The 16,208-nt window shown below is 73.3% G+C and carries 17 protein-coding genes; 6 read left to right on the forward strand and 11 right to left on the reverse strand.

Translation table 11 applies throughout. From position 1 onward, the window contains the following. A complete protein-coding gene (locus tag ACFYL6_RS32560; protein WP_387177052.1) occupies window positions 1-996 on the forward strand; it encodes an ABC transporter ATP-binding protein in 996 nt (331 codons plus the stop codon). Continuing rightward, the gene (locus ACFYL6_RS32565) at window positions 993-1,733 is read left to right on the forward strand and encodes an ABC transporter ATP-binding protein (protein WP_387177053.1); all 741 of its coding nucleotides are present in this window, start codon (window positions 993-995) and stop codon (window positions 1,731-1,733) included. Before ACFYL6_RS32560 ends, ACFYL6_RS32565 begins: the two co-directional genes overlap by 4 nt. A gap of 211 nt (window positions 1,734-1,944) precedes the next feature. On the opposite strand, the gene ACFYL6_RS32570 is transcribed toward ACFYL6_RS32565, so the two are convergent. Beyond that, on the reverse strand, window positions 1,945-2,397 hold the full coding sequence (locus ACFYL6_RS32570) for a GNAT family N-acetyltransferase (RefSeq protein ID WP_387177054.1): 453 nt from the start codon (window positions 2,395-2,397) through the stop codon (window positions 1,945-1,947). A gap of 74 nt (window positions 2,398-2,471) precedes the next feature. On the opposite strand from ACFYL6_RS32570, the gene ACFYL6_RS32575 reads away from it, so the two are divergent. Then, complete coding sequence (locus ACFYL6_RS32575) at window positions 2,472-2,984, forward strand: ion channel (RefSeq protein WP_387177055.1); 513 nt, start codon at window positions 2,472-2,474, stop codon at window positions 2,982-2,984. On the opposite strand, the gene ACFYL6_RS32580 is transcribed toward ACFYL6_RS32575, so the two are convergent. Then, the gene (locus ACFYL6_RS32580; RefSeq protein WP_387177081.1) at window positions 2,911-4,482 is read right to left on the reverse strand and encodes an alpha/beta hydrolase; all 1,572 of its coding nucleotides are present in this window, start codon (window positions 4,480-4,482) and stop codon (window positions 2,911-2,913) included. The genes ACFYL6_RS32575 and ACFYL6_RS32580 overlap by 74 nt on opposite strands. Window positions 4,483-4,540: 58 nt before the next feature. Beyond that, window positions 4,541-5,656, reverse strand: coding sequence for an ATP-dependent DNA ligase (locus ACFYL6_RS32585; RefSeq protein ID WP_387177056.1), 1,116 nt, complete (start codon window positions 5,654-5,656; stop codon window positions 4,541-4,543). A 135-nt stretch (window positions 5,657-5,791) separates the two neighbouring features. Here ACFYL6_RS32585 and ACFYL6_RS32590 point away from each other — a divergent pair, with 135 nt between their 5' ends. From ACFYL6_RS32590 to ACFYL6_RS32600, 3 genes are all read left to right on the forward strand, one after another. Continuing rightward, window positions 5,792-6,004 (forward strand): hypothetical protein, encoded by a 213-nt coding sequence (locus ACFYL6_RS32590; RefSeq protein WP_387177057.1) that lies wholly within the window; start codon window positions 5,792-5,794, stop codon window positions 6,002-6,004. Between the two features lie 178 nt (window positions 6,005-6,182). Beyond that, the gene (locus ACFYL6_RS32595) at window positions 6,183-6,605 is read left to right on the forward strand and encodes an SRPBCC family protein (protein ID WP_387177058.1); all 423 of its coding nucleotides are present in this window, start codon (window positions 6,183-6,185) and stop codon (window positions 6,603-6,605) included. Between the two features lie 95 nt (window positions 6,606-6,700). Further along, the gene (locus ACFYL6_RS32600) at window positions 6,701-7,204 is read left to right on the forward strand and encodes a DUF1990 family protein (protein ID WP_387177059.1); all 504 of its coding nucleotides are present in this window, start codon (window positions 6,701-6,703) and stop codon (window positions 7,202-7,204) included. A gap of 21 nt (window positions 7,205-7,225) precedes the next feature. On the opposite strand, the gene ACFYL6_RS32605 is transcribed toward ACFYL6_RS32600, so the two are convergent. The 8 genes from ACFYL6_RS32605 to ACFYL6_RS32640 form a co-directional block, all read right to left on the reverse strand. Then, window positions 7,226-8,146: a DNA-3-methyladenine glycosylase family protein gene (locus tag ACFYL6_RS32605; RefSeq protein ID WP_387177060.1), complete on the reverse strand. Its 921-nt coding sequence runs from the start codon at window positions 8,144-8,146 to the stop codon at window positions 7,226-7,228. 129 nt (window positions 8,147-8,275) lie between these two features. Further along, window positions 8,276-8,923: a hypothetical protein gene (locus tag ACFYL6_RS32610; RefSeq protein WP_387177061.1), complete on the reverse strand. Its 648-nt coding sequence runs from the start codon at window positions 8,921-8,923 to the stop codon at window positions 8,276-8,278. Between the two features lie 203 nt (window positions 8,924-9,126). Beyond that, the gene (locus tag ACFYL6_RS32615) at window positions 9,127-9,909 is read right to left on the reverse strand and encodes an anti-sigma factor family protein (protein WP_387177062.1); all 783 of its coding nucleotides are present in this window, start codon (window positions 9,907-9,909) and stop codon (window positions 9,127-9,129) included. Next, window positions 9,906-10,598: a sigma-70 family RNA polymerase sigma factor gene (locus tag ACFYL6_RS32620; protein ID WP_124773096.1), complete on the reverse strand. Its 693-nt coding sequence runs from the start codon at window positions 10,596-10,598 to the stop codon at window positions 9,906-9,908. Before ACFYL6_RS32620 ends, ACFYL6_RS32615 begins: the two co-directional genes overlap by 4 nt. A 125-nt stretch (window positions 10,599-10,723) precedes the next feature. Continuing rightward, window positions 10,724-11,581 (reverse strand): spermidine synthase, encoded by an 858-nt coding sequence (locus ACFYL6_RS32625; RefSeq protein WP_387177063.1) that lies wholly within the window; start codon window positions 11,579-11,581, stop codon window positions 10,724-10,726. An 18-nt stretch (window positions 11,582-11,599) separates the two neighbouring features. Beyond that, window positions 11,600-12,559 carry a hypothetical protein gene (locus ACFYL6_RS32630; RefSeq protein WP_387177064.1) on the reverse strand — a complete coding sequence of 320 codons (960 nt, stop codon included), beginning with the start codon at window positions 12,557-12,559 and terminating at the stop codon, window positions 11,600-11,602. Next, entirely contained in the window at window positions 12,556-15,030 is a 2,475-nt protein-coding gene (locus ACFYL6_RS32635) for an AAA family ATPase (RefSeq protein WP_387177065.1), read from the reverse strand. The genes ACFYL6_RS32630 and ACFYL6_RS32635 overlap by 4 nt, the downstream gene beginning before the upstream one ends. Then, complete coding sequence (locus tag ACFYL6_RS32640) at window positions 15,030-16,178, reverse strand: exonuclease SbcCD subunit D (protein WP_387177066.1); 1,149 nt, start codon at window positions 16,176-16,178, stop codon at window positions 15,030-15,032. The genes ACFYL6_RS32635 and ACFYL6_RS32640 overlap by 1 nt, the downstream gene beginning before the upstream one ends. Window positions 16,179-16,208: the final 30 nt, after the last annotated feature.

The following is a 16,208-nucleotide window of genomic DNA, read 5'->3' on the forward strand; positions in this document are numbered from 1 at the left end:
ATGACCGCTACCGCCCAGACTCCACTGGCGCCCGACCTGGCCGCCCTGCAACAGCGGGCTGCGCAACGCGCCGCCGAACGGGCCGGCGGGCAGGACCGCCTGCGCGGGCACATCGTCTGCGACGGCCTGGTGCGCATCTTCAAGACCGAGGGGGTGGAGGTGGTCGCCCTGCAGGGGCTCGACCTGGTCATCGACCGGGGGGAGCTGGTGGCGATCGTCGGTGCCTCCGGTTCGGGCAAGTCGACGCTGCTCAACATCCTCTCCGGTCTGGACACGCCGACCGCCGGTATCGCCCGGGTGGCCGACTACGACCTGCTCTCACTCTCCGCAAAGCGACGGCTGAGCTACCGGCGGCAGCTGGTCGGGTTCGTCTGGCAGCAGACCGGCCGCAACCTGCTGCCGTACCTCAGCGCGCTGGAGAACGTCGAGCTGCCGATGCAGTTGGCCGGCAAGCGCAGCCGCACGGCCCGCCGGGAGCGGGCCCGGGAACTGCTCGACCTGGTCGGCGTGGGTTACTGCGCCGACCGGCGGCCGGGGCAGCTCAGCGGCGGCGAGCAGCAGCGGGTCGCGGTGGCGGTGGCGGTGGCCAACGACCCGGAGGTGCTCTTCGCCGACGAGCCGACCGGTGAGCTGGACGAGGCGACCGGCGCGGAGGTCTTCGCGGCGCTGCGCACCATCAACGCCGAGCTGGGCGTGACCATCGTTGTCGTCACCCACGACCACGCCGTGGCCACGCAGGTCCGCCGGACCGTCGCGATCCGCGACGGCCGGACCGCCTCCGAGGTACGCCGGACCGCTCGGACCGACGCGGACGGCAACACCGAGCTGGTCAGCGAGGAGTACGCGGTGCTGGACCGCAACGGTCGGATGCAGCTGCCGGCGGCGTTCGTCGACGCGCTCTCGCTGAAGGAGCGGGTCCGGCTCGACCTGGAGCCGGACCATGTGCAGGTACGGCCCGGCAACCGGGCCTCGGACGAGCGGGGGGCACGGGCATGAGCCGGCAGAACGTGGTGGTGACCGGCGCGGCCGGGTTCGGCGGTGCGCCCGGGGCGCACCCCGACGAGGTGGTTCGGGTCAGTGGAGTCAGCCGGACCTTCGGCCGGGGTGAGCACGCAGTGCACGCGGTGCGGGACGTGTCGTTCACGGCCAACCGGGGCGAGCTGGTCGCCATCCGAGGTCGGTCCGGAGCCGGCAAGACCACGCTGCTGAACCTGATCGGCGGGCTGGACCGGCCGGACAGCGGTCAGGTCGTGGTGGCCGGGCACGAGGTCACCTCGGCCGGTGAAGCGGAGCTGCTGCGGCTGCGCCGCGGCACGGTCGGGTTCGTGTTCCAGACCTTCGGGCTGGTGCCGATCCTCTCCGCCGCCGAGAACGTGGGTGTGCCGCTGCGGCTGGCGCAGGTGCCCGCTGCGGAACGGGAAGAGCGCGTGGCGGTGCTGCTGGAACTGGTCGGCCTGGGCGGGCACGCCGCGCAACGCCCGTACGAACTCTCCGGCGGCCAGCAGCAGCGGGTCGCGGTGGCCCGTGCGTTGGCCAACGAGCCGGACCTGCTCATCGCCGACGAGCCCACCGGCCAGCTCGACTCGGAGACCGGGCGGTCCATCATGGACCTGCTCCGCGCGGTGGTGCACGCCCGCGGCATGACGGCCCTGGTGGCAACGCACGACCCGGCCCTGATCGACCTCGCCGACCGGGTGCTCGTCCTGCGCGACGGTCGCCTGGTCGACGGCTGACCGCCGCCTCAGCCGGGGGCCGCGCGCCGCCGACTCGGTCTGCGACGACCGACTGTGGCCTGTTTGCTCCCTGTAGAGCTGCCCCAGATATGGACCGGGCGGTTGGCGTGGCGTGGAAGCGGGGGATCTTCGCCTGACCCGCTGCCCCAGCAACGGGGCAGCTCTACAGGCGCTGGCTAGCGATCTCGGGACCCGAGGGGCGGCCGGTGGGTCAGAGCGGGAGCTTCATGCCCTCGTGACTGGCCACGAAGCCGAGGCTCAGGTAGAAGCGGTGCGCGTCCTCGCGGGTCTTGTCGGTGGTGAGTTGCACCAGCGCGCAGCCGCGCTGCCGGGCCTGGTCGACCGCCCAGGTCATCAGCTCCCGGCCCAGCCCTTGGCCGCGCCGGTCGGAGCGGACCCGGACCGACTCGATCAGGGACCGTTCGCTGCCGTGCCGACCCAGGCCCGGGATGTAGGTGATCTGCAGGCAGCCGACCAGTTCACCATCCTGCTCGGCCACGATCAGCTGGTTGCGCGGGTCCGCGTCGATGGCCGCGAACGCCCTCTCGTACGCCTCGTCGACCTCGGTGAAGTCGCGGGCCTTACCCAGGACGTCGTCGGCGAGCAGGGCGATGACGGCGGGCAGGTCGGCCCGGACCGCCGTACGGAAGATCACGTCGCGCATGCCGGTGATCCTGGCACAGCGAAACCAGCGAATGGGTCGGTGCCGGTTGCGGGCAACGGGCAGCATGGGGCGGCATGGAGCTAGTGCTGCTGCCGTTCCGCTGGGTGTACCGGGCGTTGGTGTGGTTCGCGAACTCACCCCGCACGCTGATCACCTCGTACCTGTTGATGATCGTGGTGGCCGGGGTCATCTACGGGGAGGTCGAGCAGCGCAGCCCGGCCGACGCCGTCTGGTGGGCGGTGGTGACCGCCTCCACCGTCGGATACGGCGACATCTCGCCGACCACCTGGGCGGGCCGCACCCTGGCCGCGCTGCTCATCTCGACAATGGTGCTGCTGGTCATCCCGCTGATCACCGCGCACTTCGCGAGCCGGCTCATCGTCGACGACGACGCCTTCGAGCATGAGGAGCAGGAGCAGCTCAAGGCCGACGTGCGCCGGATGCGGGCGCTGCTGGAGGAGCTGGCCACCCGGCAGGGGATCGATCTGCCCCCACTGCCGCCGACCCGGCCCGTCACCGGGCCGGGCAGCGAAGCCCCTCCCTGGGAACGGTCAGGTCGAGCAGGTACGCGTCGACGGCGTCGGTGATGCAGGACGTCTGCGGGTAGGCGGTGTGCCCCTCGCCCTCCCAGGTCAGCACCCGGCCGACGCCCAGCATGGAAGCGAGCCGTGGGGTCTGCTCGTACGGCGTCGCCGGGTCGCCGGTGGTGCCGACCACCACTATCGGCGGCGCGCCGTTCGCCTTCCCGGTCGGGTACGGGTCACGCCCGCCCGGCCACTCGACGCAGCTCAGCATGCCCACCGCCAACGCCGGCCCGAACAGCGGGTATTTTCCGCGCCACTCGGACTGCAACTGCCGGATCTGCGCCCGGCTCGGCTTCTCCGTCTCGTCGGCGCAGTTGATGGCCAGGTTGGCGTCGAACAGGTTCGAGTAGTGCCCGTCGTCCTCCCGGCCGGCGTACGCGTCGGCGAGCCGGAACACGTCCTTCGGGTCGCCCTCGGCCAGCTTGTCGATCGCCTGGGCCAGCTCCTGCCACCCGGATTCGGTGTAGAGCGAGGAGATGACGGCGTAGAACACCCAGCCGGCGGTGGCCTCCCGCCCGTCCGCGCCGCGTACCGGAGAGACCTTGGCCTTGTCGATGGCCGAGGTGACCGCGGCGCGTGCGTCCGGAGCGATCGGGCAGCGGCCGGCGTTCGCCGCGCACCAGCGGGTGAAGTTGGTGAAGGCCCGTTCGAAGCCGCGGGCCTGGCTCTCCGAGCCCTCGACCAGCCGCTGTTGCGGGTCGACCGCGCCGTCGAGCACCAGCGCCCGTACCCGCTGCGGGTAGAGCTGGGCGTAGGTGGCGCCGAGCAGGGTGCCGTACGAGTAGCCCAGGTAGGTGAGCTTGTCGTCGCCGACGGCGGCGCGGACCGCGTCCATGTCGCGGGCGGCCTGCTCGGTGCCGTACAGCGGCAACTGGTCGCCGTAACGGTCGCCGCAGCCGCGCCCGATCCGCTGGCTCAGGCCGACGAAGCCGTCGAACGCCGACTGGCTCGCCGGGTCCGGGTCGAAGCCGAAGCTGGCGTCCAGGTCGGCGTCGGAGATGCACTTCACCGGACTGGACCGGGAGACCCCGCGCGGGTCGAAGCCGACGATGTCGAAGCGCTCGGTGATCGACGCGGGCAGGCCGCCGAACTGGGGGCCGAAGGAGAGGTAGACGGCGGTGTCGACACCGGAGCCGCCCGGGCCGCCCGGGTTGATCACCAGCGAGCCCACCCGGTCGCGCTGCTTGGTGGACCGGGCGCGCAGCAGGGCGATCTCGAAGGTCTGCCCGGCGCCCGGGCCAGCAGTCGCCCCGCCGCCGGTGCCCCAGTCCCGGGGCACCGCGATCCGGGTGCACTCGTAGCGCATGTTCGGTGCGCTCCGCCCGACCAGCTCGTCGGGGACCTCCGGGCAGGGCCGCCAGGTCGGTGAGCTGCCGGTCGGGGCGGCCGCGCCCTCCACCTCGGTGCGCGGCGCGAACGCTGGCAACGTGCAGCCGGCGGTGAGCAGCGCGGCGACACCGAAGGCGGCCAGAGTGCGACGGACCCGGCGGCTGGTCGCCATCCGAGGCTGGTCGGCGGTGCGGGTCACGTGGTCCTCCGGGATCGGGTCGACGGCCAGGCTACGCCGAGCCGGTGGCGGCTCGGTCCACGGTGGCCGTCGGGTCGCCGCGCAGCACCTGGTCCACGTCGAAGCGGATCGGCCGGTCCAGCTGGTCGTAGCGGCAGGACCGGGGGTCGCGGTCCGGGCGCCACCGAACGAACTGGGCGGTGTGCCGGAACCGTTCGCCCTCCATCGCGTCGTAGCCCACCTCGACCACCAGCTCCGGGCGCACCGGCTCCCACTCCAGGTTCTTGGTGCCGGTCCACCGGCTGACCCCACCCGGAATGCGTTGCCCACGCTCGTGGTCGCCGTGCACCCACGGGTGCTCGCCGGCGGTGTCCCGGTAGGGCGCCAGCTCGTCGAGCAACTCGGCGCGGCGGGCCATGCTGAACGACGCGCTCACGCCCACGTGGTGCAGGACCCCGGCGTCGTCGTACAGGCCGAGCAGCAGCGAGCCCACCACCGGGCCGGACTTGTGCCAGCGGAAGCCGGCCACCACCGCGTCCGCGGTGCGGGCGTGCTTGACCTTGAACATCAGTCGCTTGCCCGGCTCGTACGGCAGGTCGGCCGGCTTGACGATCAAACCGTCCAGCCCGGCGCCCTCGAAGACGTCGAACCAGCGACGTGCGGTGTCCGGATCGGTGGTGACCTGGGTGACGTGCACCGGCGGGTGCACCCCGGCCAGCGCCTCGACCAGCCGCTCCCGGCGCTGCGGGTAGGGCTGGTCGAGCAGGGCCTCGTCGCCGATCGCCAGCAGGTCGAACGCGACGAAGTCGGCCGGGGTGGTCTCGGCCAGCATCTTCACCCGGGACGCGGCCGGGTGGACGCGCTGGGCCAGTAGCTCGAAATCCAGCCGGGGCTGGCCGGTCGGCCCGTCCCGCCGAATCACGATCAACTCACCGTCGACCGCGCACCGCTCCGGCAACTGCCGGCGGGCCTGCTCGACCACCTCGGGGAAGTAGCGGGTCATCGACTTGCCGCCTCGGCTGGCCAACTCGACCTCGTCGCCGTCGCGGAACACGATGCACCGGAACCCGTCCCACTTGGGCTCGTAGGTCACCCCCGGTGTGGTGGGTAGCTTGGAAACGCTCTTGGCCAGCATCGGCTCGACCGGAGGGTTGATCGGCAGGTCCACGCCGACCAGTCAATCAGACGGTGCCGACAGTCGTGAGGCAGATCACCGTGGACCCCGGGGTGGCGTGTCCGCCTACGCGCCGCTCGTCCCGACCGGGCGAATCGAATAACCCCAGGTCAGAGCTACTTTCGCGAGGTGTCCGAGTGGGTCTGTGACTGCTGCGGGCGGTGGCGGGTGAGCGTCGAGCTGATCCGGGGCCGCTACCGCTTCCGGCTGACCCGCCGCTACCCCGAGCGGTACGGCGGCGGCCGGAACGTGCTCGGCGAGGTCGGTTCGGTGCCGGAGCTGGAGGAGCTGCTGCGTCGGCGTACCCCGCTCACCCTGGCCGACCTGCACGAGGCCGCCTGACCCCCGCGGCGCCCGCCGGCGGTGTGCGGCGGTGCGGCCGGGAAGAACGGGACGCCAGGCCCGGTCTGCCTCCACTGAGGAGGGACGGACGGGATCGAGCGCCGGTGTCACAATGCTCCCGGCGGCCTCGTCTGTACCCGTGGCGGTGCCGAGCGGTGCCGCCGGGGGAGGGGGCACCATGCGGTTCGAGGCCGATACCGAGATCGACGCGGACGCCGAGCGGGTCTGGGCGGTGCTTGTCGACGTGCCGCGCTGGCCCGAGTGGACGGACTCGGTGACCCGGGCCGAGCGGGGAGAGCCGGGGCCGCTCGCCGTCGGCGCGACCGCACGACTGACCCAGCCGAAGCTGCGGCCGGCGGTCTGGCGGGTCACCGAGCTGACCGAGGGGCGGGAGTTCGTCTGGGTCTCCGGTGCCCCGGGGGTGCGGACCGTGGGGGAGCACCGGCTGCTGCCGCTGCCCGACGGGCGTACCCGTGTCGAACTGGTCATCAACCAGTCCGGTCCGCTGGCCGGCCTTATCGGCTGGCTGTACGGCGAGCTGTTCCGCCGCTACGTGCGGATGGAGGCCGACGGGCTCAGGCGTCGCTGCGAGCGGGGCTGACGGCCGGCTTCTCCAGCACGGCCAACGAGGCGCACTGCGACCCGACCGCGTCGGCCGTACCCTGGCCCGTGTCCGGTCGAGGTCGAGGGGGAACGGTGACCGAGCTGACGTACCCGGAGGTGGGGTCGACCCGGCACGGGCCGCTGCCCGGCGGGTACCACCACCTGCGCCACCGGTACCCGTTGCCCGGCGACTGCTTCCAGACAGCCGCCGACGCGGTGTTGAGCTGGCGGTTGCACCGCGCCGCCGGCGTCCGGATGCGCACCGACGCGCCGCGGGCCACCGACGGTGTGCTGGTGACCGCCGGCCTCGGCGTCGGTCCGGCCCGCCTCTGGGGGCCGTGCCGGGTGGTCTGGAGCGCGGACTCGCCCACCCTCGCCGGCTTCGGCTACGGCACCCTGCCAGGGCACCCGGAGCGGGGCGAGGAGGCGTTCGAGGTGGTCCGTGACGACGCCGGCGCGGTCTGGTTCGAGGTCCGCGCGTTCAGCCGTCCGGACCGCTGGTTCACCCGCCTCGGAGGCCCGGCGGTTCGGGCCGTGCAACACACGTACGCCTGGTGGCTCGGGCGCACCCTGCGGCGACTCTGCGCGGGTCGCTGAGCGCCGTCCCGGCGAAACGACTCAGTAGCGGGCGAACGAGCGGATCTGAGCGCGCGGGCCGTACTTCGGTGCCCGGATGCCGGCCGCCTCCAGCAGCAGACACACCCGGCCCCGGTGGCCCCGGAACGGCTCCAGCAGGGCCACCATCCGGGCGTCGTCGCCCCTCGGTTCGCCGGCGAGAGCCCACGCCACCGTGTTCGGGATGTGGTAGTCGCCGATGCTTACCGCGTCCGGGTCCCCGTATGCGATCCGGACCACCTCGGCGGCCGTCCACGGCCCGATGCCGGGGATCGCGGTGAGCCGGCGGGTGGCCTCGGCGGCGTCGGCGCAACCCTCCAGCCGGTCGGCGAGCGCCGCAGCGCGACGGAGCGTGTCGGCCCGGCGCTGCTCCACCCCGAACGGGTGGAACACCCAGTACGGGGTCGCGGCCACCGCGGCGGCCTCGGGCGGCAGGAGCAGCGGCTGTAGCGGGCCGGGAGCCGGCTCCCGGAAGTGCCGCACCGTCGCCGCGTACGCCCGGTAGGCCTCCTTGCCGGTGACCTTCTGCTCGAAGACCGCGCGTAGCACCCGGGGGAAGACCTGCCCGGTGGCGGGCATCCGTAGCCCCCGGTGCTCCCGGGCCAGCCGGGCGACCAGCGGGTGCGCCGCGGCCAGCTCGGTGAAGCCGGTGAGGTCGTCGCGCAGCCCGGCGATCGCGTCGGCGCGGGCGAGGACGTGCTCGGCGCCGGGCCCGTACCCCTCGGCGAGCAACTCGCCGCCGGCCGGCCGCAGCGCGAGCGTGGCCGGGCCGTCCGGGGTGCGGGTGGCCCACCAGAAGGTGCCGGCCGCCACCCGGGCGCACGGGTCGTACGGGCTGAAGGTGAGCCCACGCACCGAGGCGGCCAGCCGGTAGCCGACCGGTGGGCGCAGCACCCTGGTCGCGGCGGGTCCGGTCTCGGTCACCCGGCAACTCTGCCACGTGCGGGACGGCCCGCTGGCACCACCCGGTATGCCGACGACCCACACACGACGGTGGCCGGCCGCGCCCTCCCCGGCGACGACCGACCACCGTGCCCGTGTGGGCGATCGGACTCAGTACGAGTAGCCCGAGCCCCCGGCGTCGCTCGAACCGCTGTCCGCCGGCGGTGCGACAGCCTTCGGCGTGCCCTTCGGCAGGCAGCTCAGGTTCTTCTTGCCGTCCGGCTGGACCACGAACCAGGTGCCACCGACAGCCTGGCCCTTCCACTGGCCGGGCTTCTTGTCGCCGATGTAGCGGTAGACCGGCCAGCCGCCGACGGTGAGCTGACGGGTGCCGTCCTGCCGGGTCACGCTGCCGACCTTGTCGTCGGAGACGCCGGTGAGCTCCGGGTTGCCGTCGGTCAGTGCCGGCGGCCACACCTCGGCGCACTTGTCGACACAGTTCGACGACGGCGGGTCGGCGGTGTCCTTGTCGAAGCGGTACAGGATCCAGCCGTCCTGGTCGGTGACCACCTTGCCCATCCGGGCGACGCTCTTGCCGACCAACTTCTCGGTCAGGTCGACGTCGGCGGGCGGGGCTTCCGCGGCCGGCGCCTCCGCGGACGGCGAGGCCTCAGGTTCAACCGTCGCGGTGGGCTCGGCCGCGGCGACGGCGACCGGCTCGGCCGCGCTCGAGTTCGCCCCGTCGTAACCCGCGGGAGCGCAGGCCGTTAGTGCGACCATCGCGCTCGCGACGATGACGGTCCGCTTCATCTGTGCCACGTGCCCTCCTCATTCTTGACAGTTCACCCATAGGTACGGCGGGCAGGCTGTCAAGGTTGAAGTAGTAACAGTGGTCAATTTCACGTAAACCGATTGAACCATTTCCCGCCGCCATGCGTACGCCCCCGCAAGGGACTCCTTGTCCAACGACAGATCGGCGCCGGTCATTGTCACAATGACCGGCGCCGATCTGGCAGACGCGCTTACAGGGGTACGGTGACCAGCGGACTCGCCACGCCGTTGGCGTCCACCGACTGCACCTGGAGCTGCTTGATGTCGGCCGGCAGAGCCGACGTGGAGGCGCTCAGTTCGAGACCCTGCGGTCGGGTGTTGGTGCCATAGCCGCTCTCCGGCACCGACCAGGTCGAGATGACCTCGGTGCTGGCGTTCTTGCGCACCACCACCAGTCGGCAGATGCGCGGGCCGGGCAGCTTCCGCAGGCTGAAGTTGATCCGGGTGCCGTAGTCCTTGGTCACCAGGAACATGGTGGTCTGCACACCGGTGGTCGGGTCGGTCGCCTCGACCTGGTCGCCCTCCTCCTCGGTGCCGCCCACACCCGGGCCGCTCGGCGCGGCCGTCGGCCCGCTGGTCGGCGGGTCGTTGGGCGCGCTCGGCGTCGACTCGGCCAACACGCCGGGCGGCTGATCGTTGCCGGCCACACTCACGAAGCCGTACCCGCTCAGACCGCCGAAGACCACCACCGCGGCGGCCGTCGCGAGCATCTGACGAAACCGGGTACGCCGCCGGTCGGCCCGGACCGCCCCGAGCGTCCGGTCGAGCAGGGCCGGGTCGGTCGCCGTCTGCTCCAGCGCCATCATCGTCTCGCCGTCGATGTCGGAGAGCAGCCCCACCACCGGCACCATCGTCTCCAACTCGGCCGCGCACGCCCAGCAGGTGGCGAGATGCTCCTCGAACCGCTCAGTGTCCTGCTCGTCGAGCACACCGAGCGCGTACGCCGCGACGTCCATGTGGTCCGGCCGGCTCATTCTGTCACCCCCCGCTCCTGCAGAGCCGTGCGCAGCGCGCGCAGCGCGTAGTAGACCCTCGACTTGGCGGTGCCGAGGGGCAGGCCCAACTCCTCGGCGGCCTCCGGCACCGTCCGCCCCCGGAAGTACGTCGAGATCAGGATCTCCCGGTGCGACTGACTGAGCGTACGCAGGGCGTCCGCCACCGTCATGGTGCGCAGCACCCGGTCGGTGCTGTCCGCCTCGGCGAACGCGGTGAGGTCCCGGTCGTACGTCTCCGGCGGCCGGGCCTCCTGGCTGCGATGCTCGTCGATGGCGATGCGGCGGGCCACCGTGACCAACCACGGCCGCAACGAACCCTGCCCCTGCGTGCCCAAACGGTGCGCGTTGCGCCAGGCCCGCAGCAGCGTCTCCTGGACGATGTCCTCCGCGCGCTGCCGGTCCCCCCCGGTGAGGCGCATGACGAACATCAGCAACGGGCCGGCGTGCTCGGCATAGAGCTGACGGATCAACTGGTCGGAGTGGCTCGCCTCGGTTGACGTCGCCTGATGGCGCCCGGGCGCCGGTCGCGGCGTCACCGGACCATTCTGGCGAGGCGTCGCCCGCGCGTCGACCCCCCGGGCAGACGAGGTTGACCGTGACGAGGGGCGCGCCGACAACCAGTCAGCGCGTACCGCGTCGCCATGCCAACCGGCCGCCACCGCGTGCATGCAGACCTCCGGGATCTCCGTGACCAACGCCGGCCCACGAGGTGGGCCGCCCGGTGGTACGCAGCGCCGGTCCCAGCGGATCAACAAACGGCGAAAAAACTTCCGCGCCGCCGTTGAGCGGACGGTCAGCGGCGAACCGAGAACAGCCCCGGCGGCGGCGGATCGGAGCCGGTCGCGTCGGCGTCCCGCACCACAGCCGCGCCACCGGCGAAGCGGTCCAACTCGTCGCCGGCCACCACCCGGCCGGGGAACCAGTCGCCGGCAGCACGTCTGGTCAGCTCCGGTACCGGCGGTGTGGACCGCCCGGCGACCAGCACCAGATTCCCGTACCGGCGCCCGCGCAGCACCGCCGCGTCCCCGATCAGGCACGCCTGCGGCAGCACCGAACGGACCGTTGCCACCTGCCCACGGGCGTGGCGCAACGGCGGGCCGTCGGCCAGGTTCGCCAGGTACCAACCGGCGGGGCGGAGCACCCGGGCCACCTCGGCTGCGTACTCCACCGACGTGAGGTGGGCCGGGGTACGCGCACCGGCGAACACGTCGGCGACCACCACGTCGTAGCTGGCCTCACGGGTGGACGCCAGCACCGCCCGGGCGTCCTCCACCCGGACCCGCAACCGGGCGTCGGGTGGCCACGGCAGCGCCCGACGGACCAGCTCCACCAGCGCCCCGTCCACCTCGGACACTCGCTGGGTGGACCCCGGCCGGGTGGCGGAGACGTACCGGGGCAGGGTCAGGGCCCCGCCACCCAGGTGCAGCACCCGCAGCGGTGCACCGGCCGGTGCGATCAGATCCACCGCGGCGGCCAACCGCCGCACGTACTCGAACTCCAGGTGGGTGGGGTCGGTCAGGTCGACGTGCGACTGCGGCGCCCCGTCCAGCAGCAGCGTCCACGAGCCGGCCCGGTCCGGAGCCGGGACGAGCTCCGCCAGCCCGGTGTCCACCTGCTCGACCACCCGGTCCGCTGCCCGTTTACGCCCCACCGGAACCAGTATCCGCGTTCAACGGGCGGCGCGTGCCGCAGTGGTCAACGCGCGGTGCAGCAGCCGGGAATCGCCGAGCAGGGCCCGCAGTCGGCGCTCCAGGCCGGCGATCGGGATCAGGTTCTGTGGGGCACGCGGATCCTTGTACGGGGTGGAGGCGAAGCGCGGCAGGGTGACCAGCGACAGGTCGGCCAGCTCGATCGCCGCCTCGACGGGCAGGTCGGCGGAGCACTCCACCCGGACGATGCCAGCCCACGGCGCGCCGATCGCCACCGGAAGCCGCAAATACCACGACCAACCGCCCCAGGCGGTGCCGAGCCGGAACACCGGGGACCGCTCACCCGACGCCATACCGGTCACCACAGCGGTCAACCGGGCATCCAGGTACTGGCTGTGTTGCGTCTTGATGTAGCCCAGGGTGCGCGGCAACTGCCGGCGACTGCGCAACGGGCCGTCCACCACCAACAGGTCACCGTCGACCCGGGCGGCGTCGGACACCGCCACCTCCAACGCGGTCAGCGGACCCTGCACGGCGGCGGGCAGCTTCGCCAGCTCACCGGTGCCACCCACCCGGTGCACCGGGTAGCGGATCGCGCCCGCCACCACATCCTGCGCCGACGGGCTCGCGGTGAACAGGCCCCGACCAACCCGGGTACCCGCCAACTGCGCGGCACCCCGGCCCAGGTCGCACCGGACCACCCCGGCCGCGTACGAGGCGGCCAACCCGGGGAACGACCCACCGTCGGTCTCGGCCGTCCAGATGCTCGCGTCGATGCGGCGAACCCCGTCGACAAGCAACACCACGTCGGGCGCCCGCACCCCCGGGCGTACCCCGATGGCCCGCCAGTCCACGGCGGGCACCTCCACGTCCGCCTCGACCTGCGCGCTGCTCGGCGCGGCCGGCCCGGCGGCGGACGCCTCGAACGACGCCCCGTACGCCGGATCCCACGAATCCACGAAGAACGCGGCGTCGCTCACCGGCCGGTCCGCTCCACGCGCGCGGACCGGGCATCCTTGCGCACCTCGAAGCGGACCGGGATGCGCTCGGCCAACGCCGGCACGTGGGTGACCACGCCGACCATCCGATCGCCCCGGGCCGCCAGGTTTTCCAGGGTCGCCGCGACCGTGTCCAGGGTGGCGGCGTCGAGCGTGCCGAACCCCTCGTCCAGGACGATCGACTCCAGGCTCGCCGCCGTGGTCGACATCCCGGCCAACTGCTCGGAGAGCGCCAACGCCAACGCCAGCGACGCCTGGAACGTCTCACCGCCGGAGAGGGTGCGCACGCCCCGACGCAGCCCCGCGTCGTGGTGGTCGACCACGACGAACTCGCCCTTGTCGTGCACCAGCTCGTACTGCCCGGAGGAGAGCTCCCGCAGGATCCCCGACGCGCCGTCGACCAGCAGGTCCAACGCCTCGGCCAGCAACCACCGTTCGAAGTTGTTGGCACGCAGGTGCCCGGCGAGCGCGCGCGCCACCTGCGCCTCCCGCTCGTGCCCCGCCCGCTGCTCGCGCAGCGTCCCGGCCTGCTCGCGACGCTCGTGCAGCCGCCGCCGGTCGGCGTCGGCCCGCTCCACCGCCACGGTCGCCGCGTGCACCGGGTCGTCCCCGACCGGCACGTCGGCGGCCGCGAAGATGCCCGCGATGGCCCGCTGCACGCCGTCGGCCACCGCCTCGGCCTCCGCCACGGCGGCGGCCCGAACGGCCCGGTCGGCGCGGCGGCGCTCCGCCTCGGTCGTCGCCCAGCCGGTCAGCGCCGCCCACGCGGCGGCCACGTCGTCCCGGTCGGTCGCCGGTGGACCGAACCGGGCCAACCCGTCACGGGCGGTGTCGAAGGCCCGCCACGCCGCCCGCAGCCGCTCCTCGGCGGCGTCCACCCCGGCCCGGGCCTGCCGGGCGGCCTCGCGGCCGGCCCGGACCGCCGTCGCCGCCTCCTCCAGCGCGCGCCGCAACCGGGCGTGCTCGGCCAACTCCCGGCGCAGCACGGCCGGCTCGGCCGCACCGGAGAGCTGCCCGTCCAGTTCGGCCAGCCGGGCCTCCACCTGCTCCTGCCGGGCTCGCGCCTGCACCAGCAGCCGCTCCAGCTCGCGCGCCGCCGTGTCCCGCTGCTGCACGGTCGCCTGCGCGGCCTTGGTCGCGGCCCGCGCGGCCTTCCCCGCCGCCGTCGCGGCGGCCACCGCCGAATCGGCCGGCACCGCCGGCACCTCGGCCACCGGCTGCTCGCACACCGGGCACGCCGCGCCGGCGTGCAGGTGCACCCGCAGGCTCACCGCCAGGTCGGTGGCCTTCGCCTCCTCGTGCGCCCGGAAGGCCGCCTCCAGCTCGGCGTCGGCCCGCTCGGCGACCACACGTGCGTCGGCCAGGGACGCCACCGCCGCGGCGTGCTCGTCGTTCGCCGCCCGCACCGTCGCGCGGACCGTGTCGGCCTCGCCGGCCAGCCGGTCCCGATCGTCGTACGCCCGCAGTTGCAGTCGCAGCGCGCTCTCGTCACCGGCGGCGGCCAGCTCGCCGCGCAGCTTGTCCTCCCGCTCCTCGGCCAGCGACACCCCGGTCGCCGCCGCCTCGGCCTCGGCCCGCGCCGCGGCGACCGCGCGAGCGACCTCGGTCACCCCACCCGGCGCGCGCACCCCGGTCAGCACGGTCAGCTCGTCGTCCAGCGCGGTCAGCGCCGCCGCGGCCTCCCGTGCCGTGACCCGGGCCGCCGCCAACTCCGGCACCGCCTCGGCCACCGCGGCCGCCAGCTCCGCCATCCGGTCGACCCGGGCGTCGGCCTCGGCCAACGCCTCGTCGTCCACGCCGGTCAACCCGGCCAGCACCTGGTCGACCGCCTCCAGGCGGGCCTCCGCCTGCGCGGCGCGCGCCGTCGCCTTCTTCTGCACGTCCTCGTAGACGCCGAGACCCAACAGGTTGACCAGGATCTGTTGCCGTGTCGCCGGCTTGGCGTGCAGGAAATCGGCGAACTGCCCCTGTGGCAGCACCACACAGCTGGTGAACTGCTCGTACGGCAGCCCCACCGCCTCCAGCACCGCCTGCTCCATCTCGGCGGGGGTGCCGGCCACCACCTCGCCGAGGTCGTCCGGGCTCAACCCGGTGTCCAGTTTGGTCACGTCGAAGCCGGCCGGCATGAGCTGCAACCCGGCGTTCGCGGTCTTCACGTTGCCCCGGCCGTCCCGGCGGACCACCCGGGTCGCCACGTACCGGGCACCGCCGGACTCGAAGACCAACCGCACCCGCGCCTCGGTCGCCGACGGCGCGAGGGCGTTCGCCAACCCTCGGGCGCCACCCCAGCGGGGCACCATGCCGTAGAGGGCGAAGCAGATCGCGTCCAGCACTGTCGACTTGCCCGAGCCGGTCGGGCCGATCAGCGCGAAGAAGTCGGCGTCGGTGAAGTCGACGGTCGTCTCGTCCCGGAAGACCGTGAACCCGGCCATGTCCAACCGCATCGGACGCATCAGTGCTCGACCTCCTCGAAAAGCTCGTCGAAGAGCTCCCGGACACCCTCGTCGGCGTGGCCCCGGCTGTCCAGGTAGTCGGCGAACAACTCCCGGGGCGAACGCCCCGATCGCTGGGCGATGCGAGCGCCACTGCCCGGCGCGGCCAACAGCTCCGGGTCGATCCGGATCTCCAGAGCCCGGGGGAGCAGCTCCTGGACCTCCTCGCGCAGGCCGGCGCGGGGTTGCTCCCGCACGTACACCCGCAGCCACGCGTCCGGTGCCTCGATCTCGGCGAGCTGGGCCAGGGTGCCCCGCACCGTCCGCAACGCGCTCGCCGCCGTGACCGGCACCTCCCGCACCCGGGCGGCGGTGCTGGCGGTCACCTCGACCATCGTCACCGAGGGGACGTTCTCCTGCTCACCGAAGTCGACCGCGAGCGGACTGCCGCTGTACCGCACCGGGCAGGGGCCGGCGACCCGCTGCGCCCGGTGCAGGTGACCCAGCGCCACGTAGTGCGCGGTGGCCGGGAAGACGGTGGCCGGAACGGCGTAGCCCAACACCGTGTGCGCGTCACGCTCGCCGCCACCGGTGGCCGCGCCGGTCACCGTCAGGTGCGCGGTGACCAGGTGCACCCGGTCCGGTTCGGTGAAGCCCTCGGTCAGTCGACCCAGCACCCGGCCCAGGTGGTCGGCGTACGTCTGGTTGGTCTCCGCGGCGGTCAGCTCGTACATCTCCAACGCGCGCACCGCGTACCGCTGGGACAGGAACGGCAACGCGGCCAGCCGCCACCGCTCGCCACCGGCGGTGGTGCCGTCGATGACGTGCTCGTCCGGATTTTCCCGCACCCCGCCGCGCAGCGTGATGCCGGCGGCCTCGGCCCACGGGCGCAGCGCGTCCAGCGCCGGGCCGTTGTCGTGGTTGCCGCCGATCGCCACCACGTCCGCGCCGGTCCGCCGCAGCGCCGTCAACGCCCGGGTGACCAGGCGGGTCGCCTCCGAGCTGGGCGCGGCGGTGTCGTAGAGGTCACCAGCGACGATCACCAGATCCGGCTGTTCGGCACGGGCGATCTCGATCACCCCGGCCAGCACGGCCTTGTGCTCGTCGGCCCGGGACTGCCCCTTGAGGACCTTTCCCACGTGCCAGTCCGAGGTGTGCAGGATCTTCATGGCTGTGCTGGCCTTTCGTTCGCGACTGCG

Origin of the sequence: Micromonospora sp. NPDC007208, from assembly GCF_042869175.1 — a bacterium.
In the GTDB taxonomy this organism is placed as follows: domain Bacteria; phylum Actinomycetota; class Actinomycetes; order Mycobacteriales; family Micromonosporaceae; genus Micromonospora; species Micromonospora foliorum.

What these genes read in the sequence shown, in the direction of transcription:
- ACFYL6_RS32560 (WP_387177052.1), top strand. Translation starts at nt 1, where the DNA reads ATGACCGCTACCGCCCAGACTCCACTGGCGCCCGACCTGGCCGCCCTG.
- ACFYL6_RS32565 (WP_387177053.1), top strand. Translation starts at nt 993, where the DNA reads ATGAGCCGGCAGAACGTGGTGGTGACCGGCGCGGCCGGGTTCGGCGGT.
- ACFYL6_RS32570 (WP_387177054.1), bottom strand. Translation starts at nt 2,397, where the DNA reads ATGCGCGACGTGATCTTCCGTACGGCGGTCCGGGCCGACCTGCCCGCC.
- ACFYL6_RS32575 (WP_387177055.1), top strand. Translation starts at nt 2,472, where the DNA reads ATGGAGCTAGTGCTGCTGCCGTTCCGCTGGGTGTACCGGGCGTTGGTG.
- ACFYL6_RS32580 (WP_387177081.1), bottom strand. Translation starts at nt 4,482, where the DNA reads ATGGCGACCAGCCGCCGGGTCCGTCGCACTCTGGCCGCCTTCGGTGTC.
- ACFYL6_RS32595 (WP_387177058.1), top strand. Translation starts at nt 6,183, where the DNA reads ATGCGGTTCGAGGCCGATACCGAGATCGACGCGGACGCCGAGCGGGTC.
- ACFYL6_RS32615 (WP_387177062.1), bottom strand. Translation starts at nt 9,909, where the DNA reads ATGAGCCGGCCGGACCACATGGACGTCGCGGCGTACGCGCTCGGTGTG.
- ACFYL6_RS32620 (WP_124773096.1), bottom strand. Translation starts at nt 10,598, where the DNA reads ATGCACGCGGTGGCGGCCGGTTGGCATGGCGACGCGGTACGCGCTGAC.
- ACFYL6_RS32635 (WP_387177065.1), bottom strand. Translation starts at nt 15,030, where the DNA reads ATGCGTCCGATGCGGTTGGACATGGCCGGGTTCACGGTCTTCCGGGAC.
- ACFYL6_RS32640 (WP_387177066.1), bottom strand. Translation starts at nt 16,178, where the DNA reads ATGAAGATCCTGCACACCTCGGACTGGCACGTGGGAAAGGTCCTCAAG.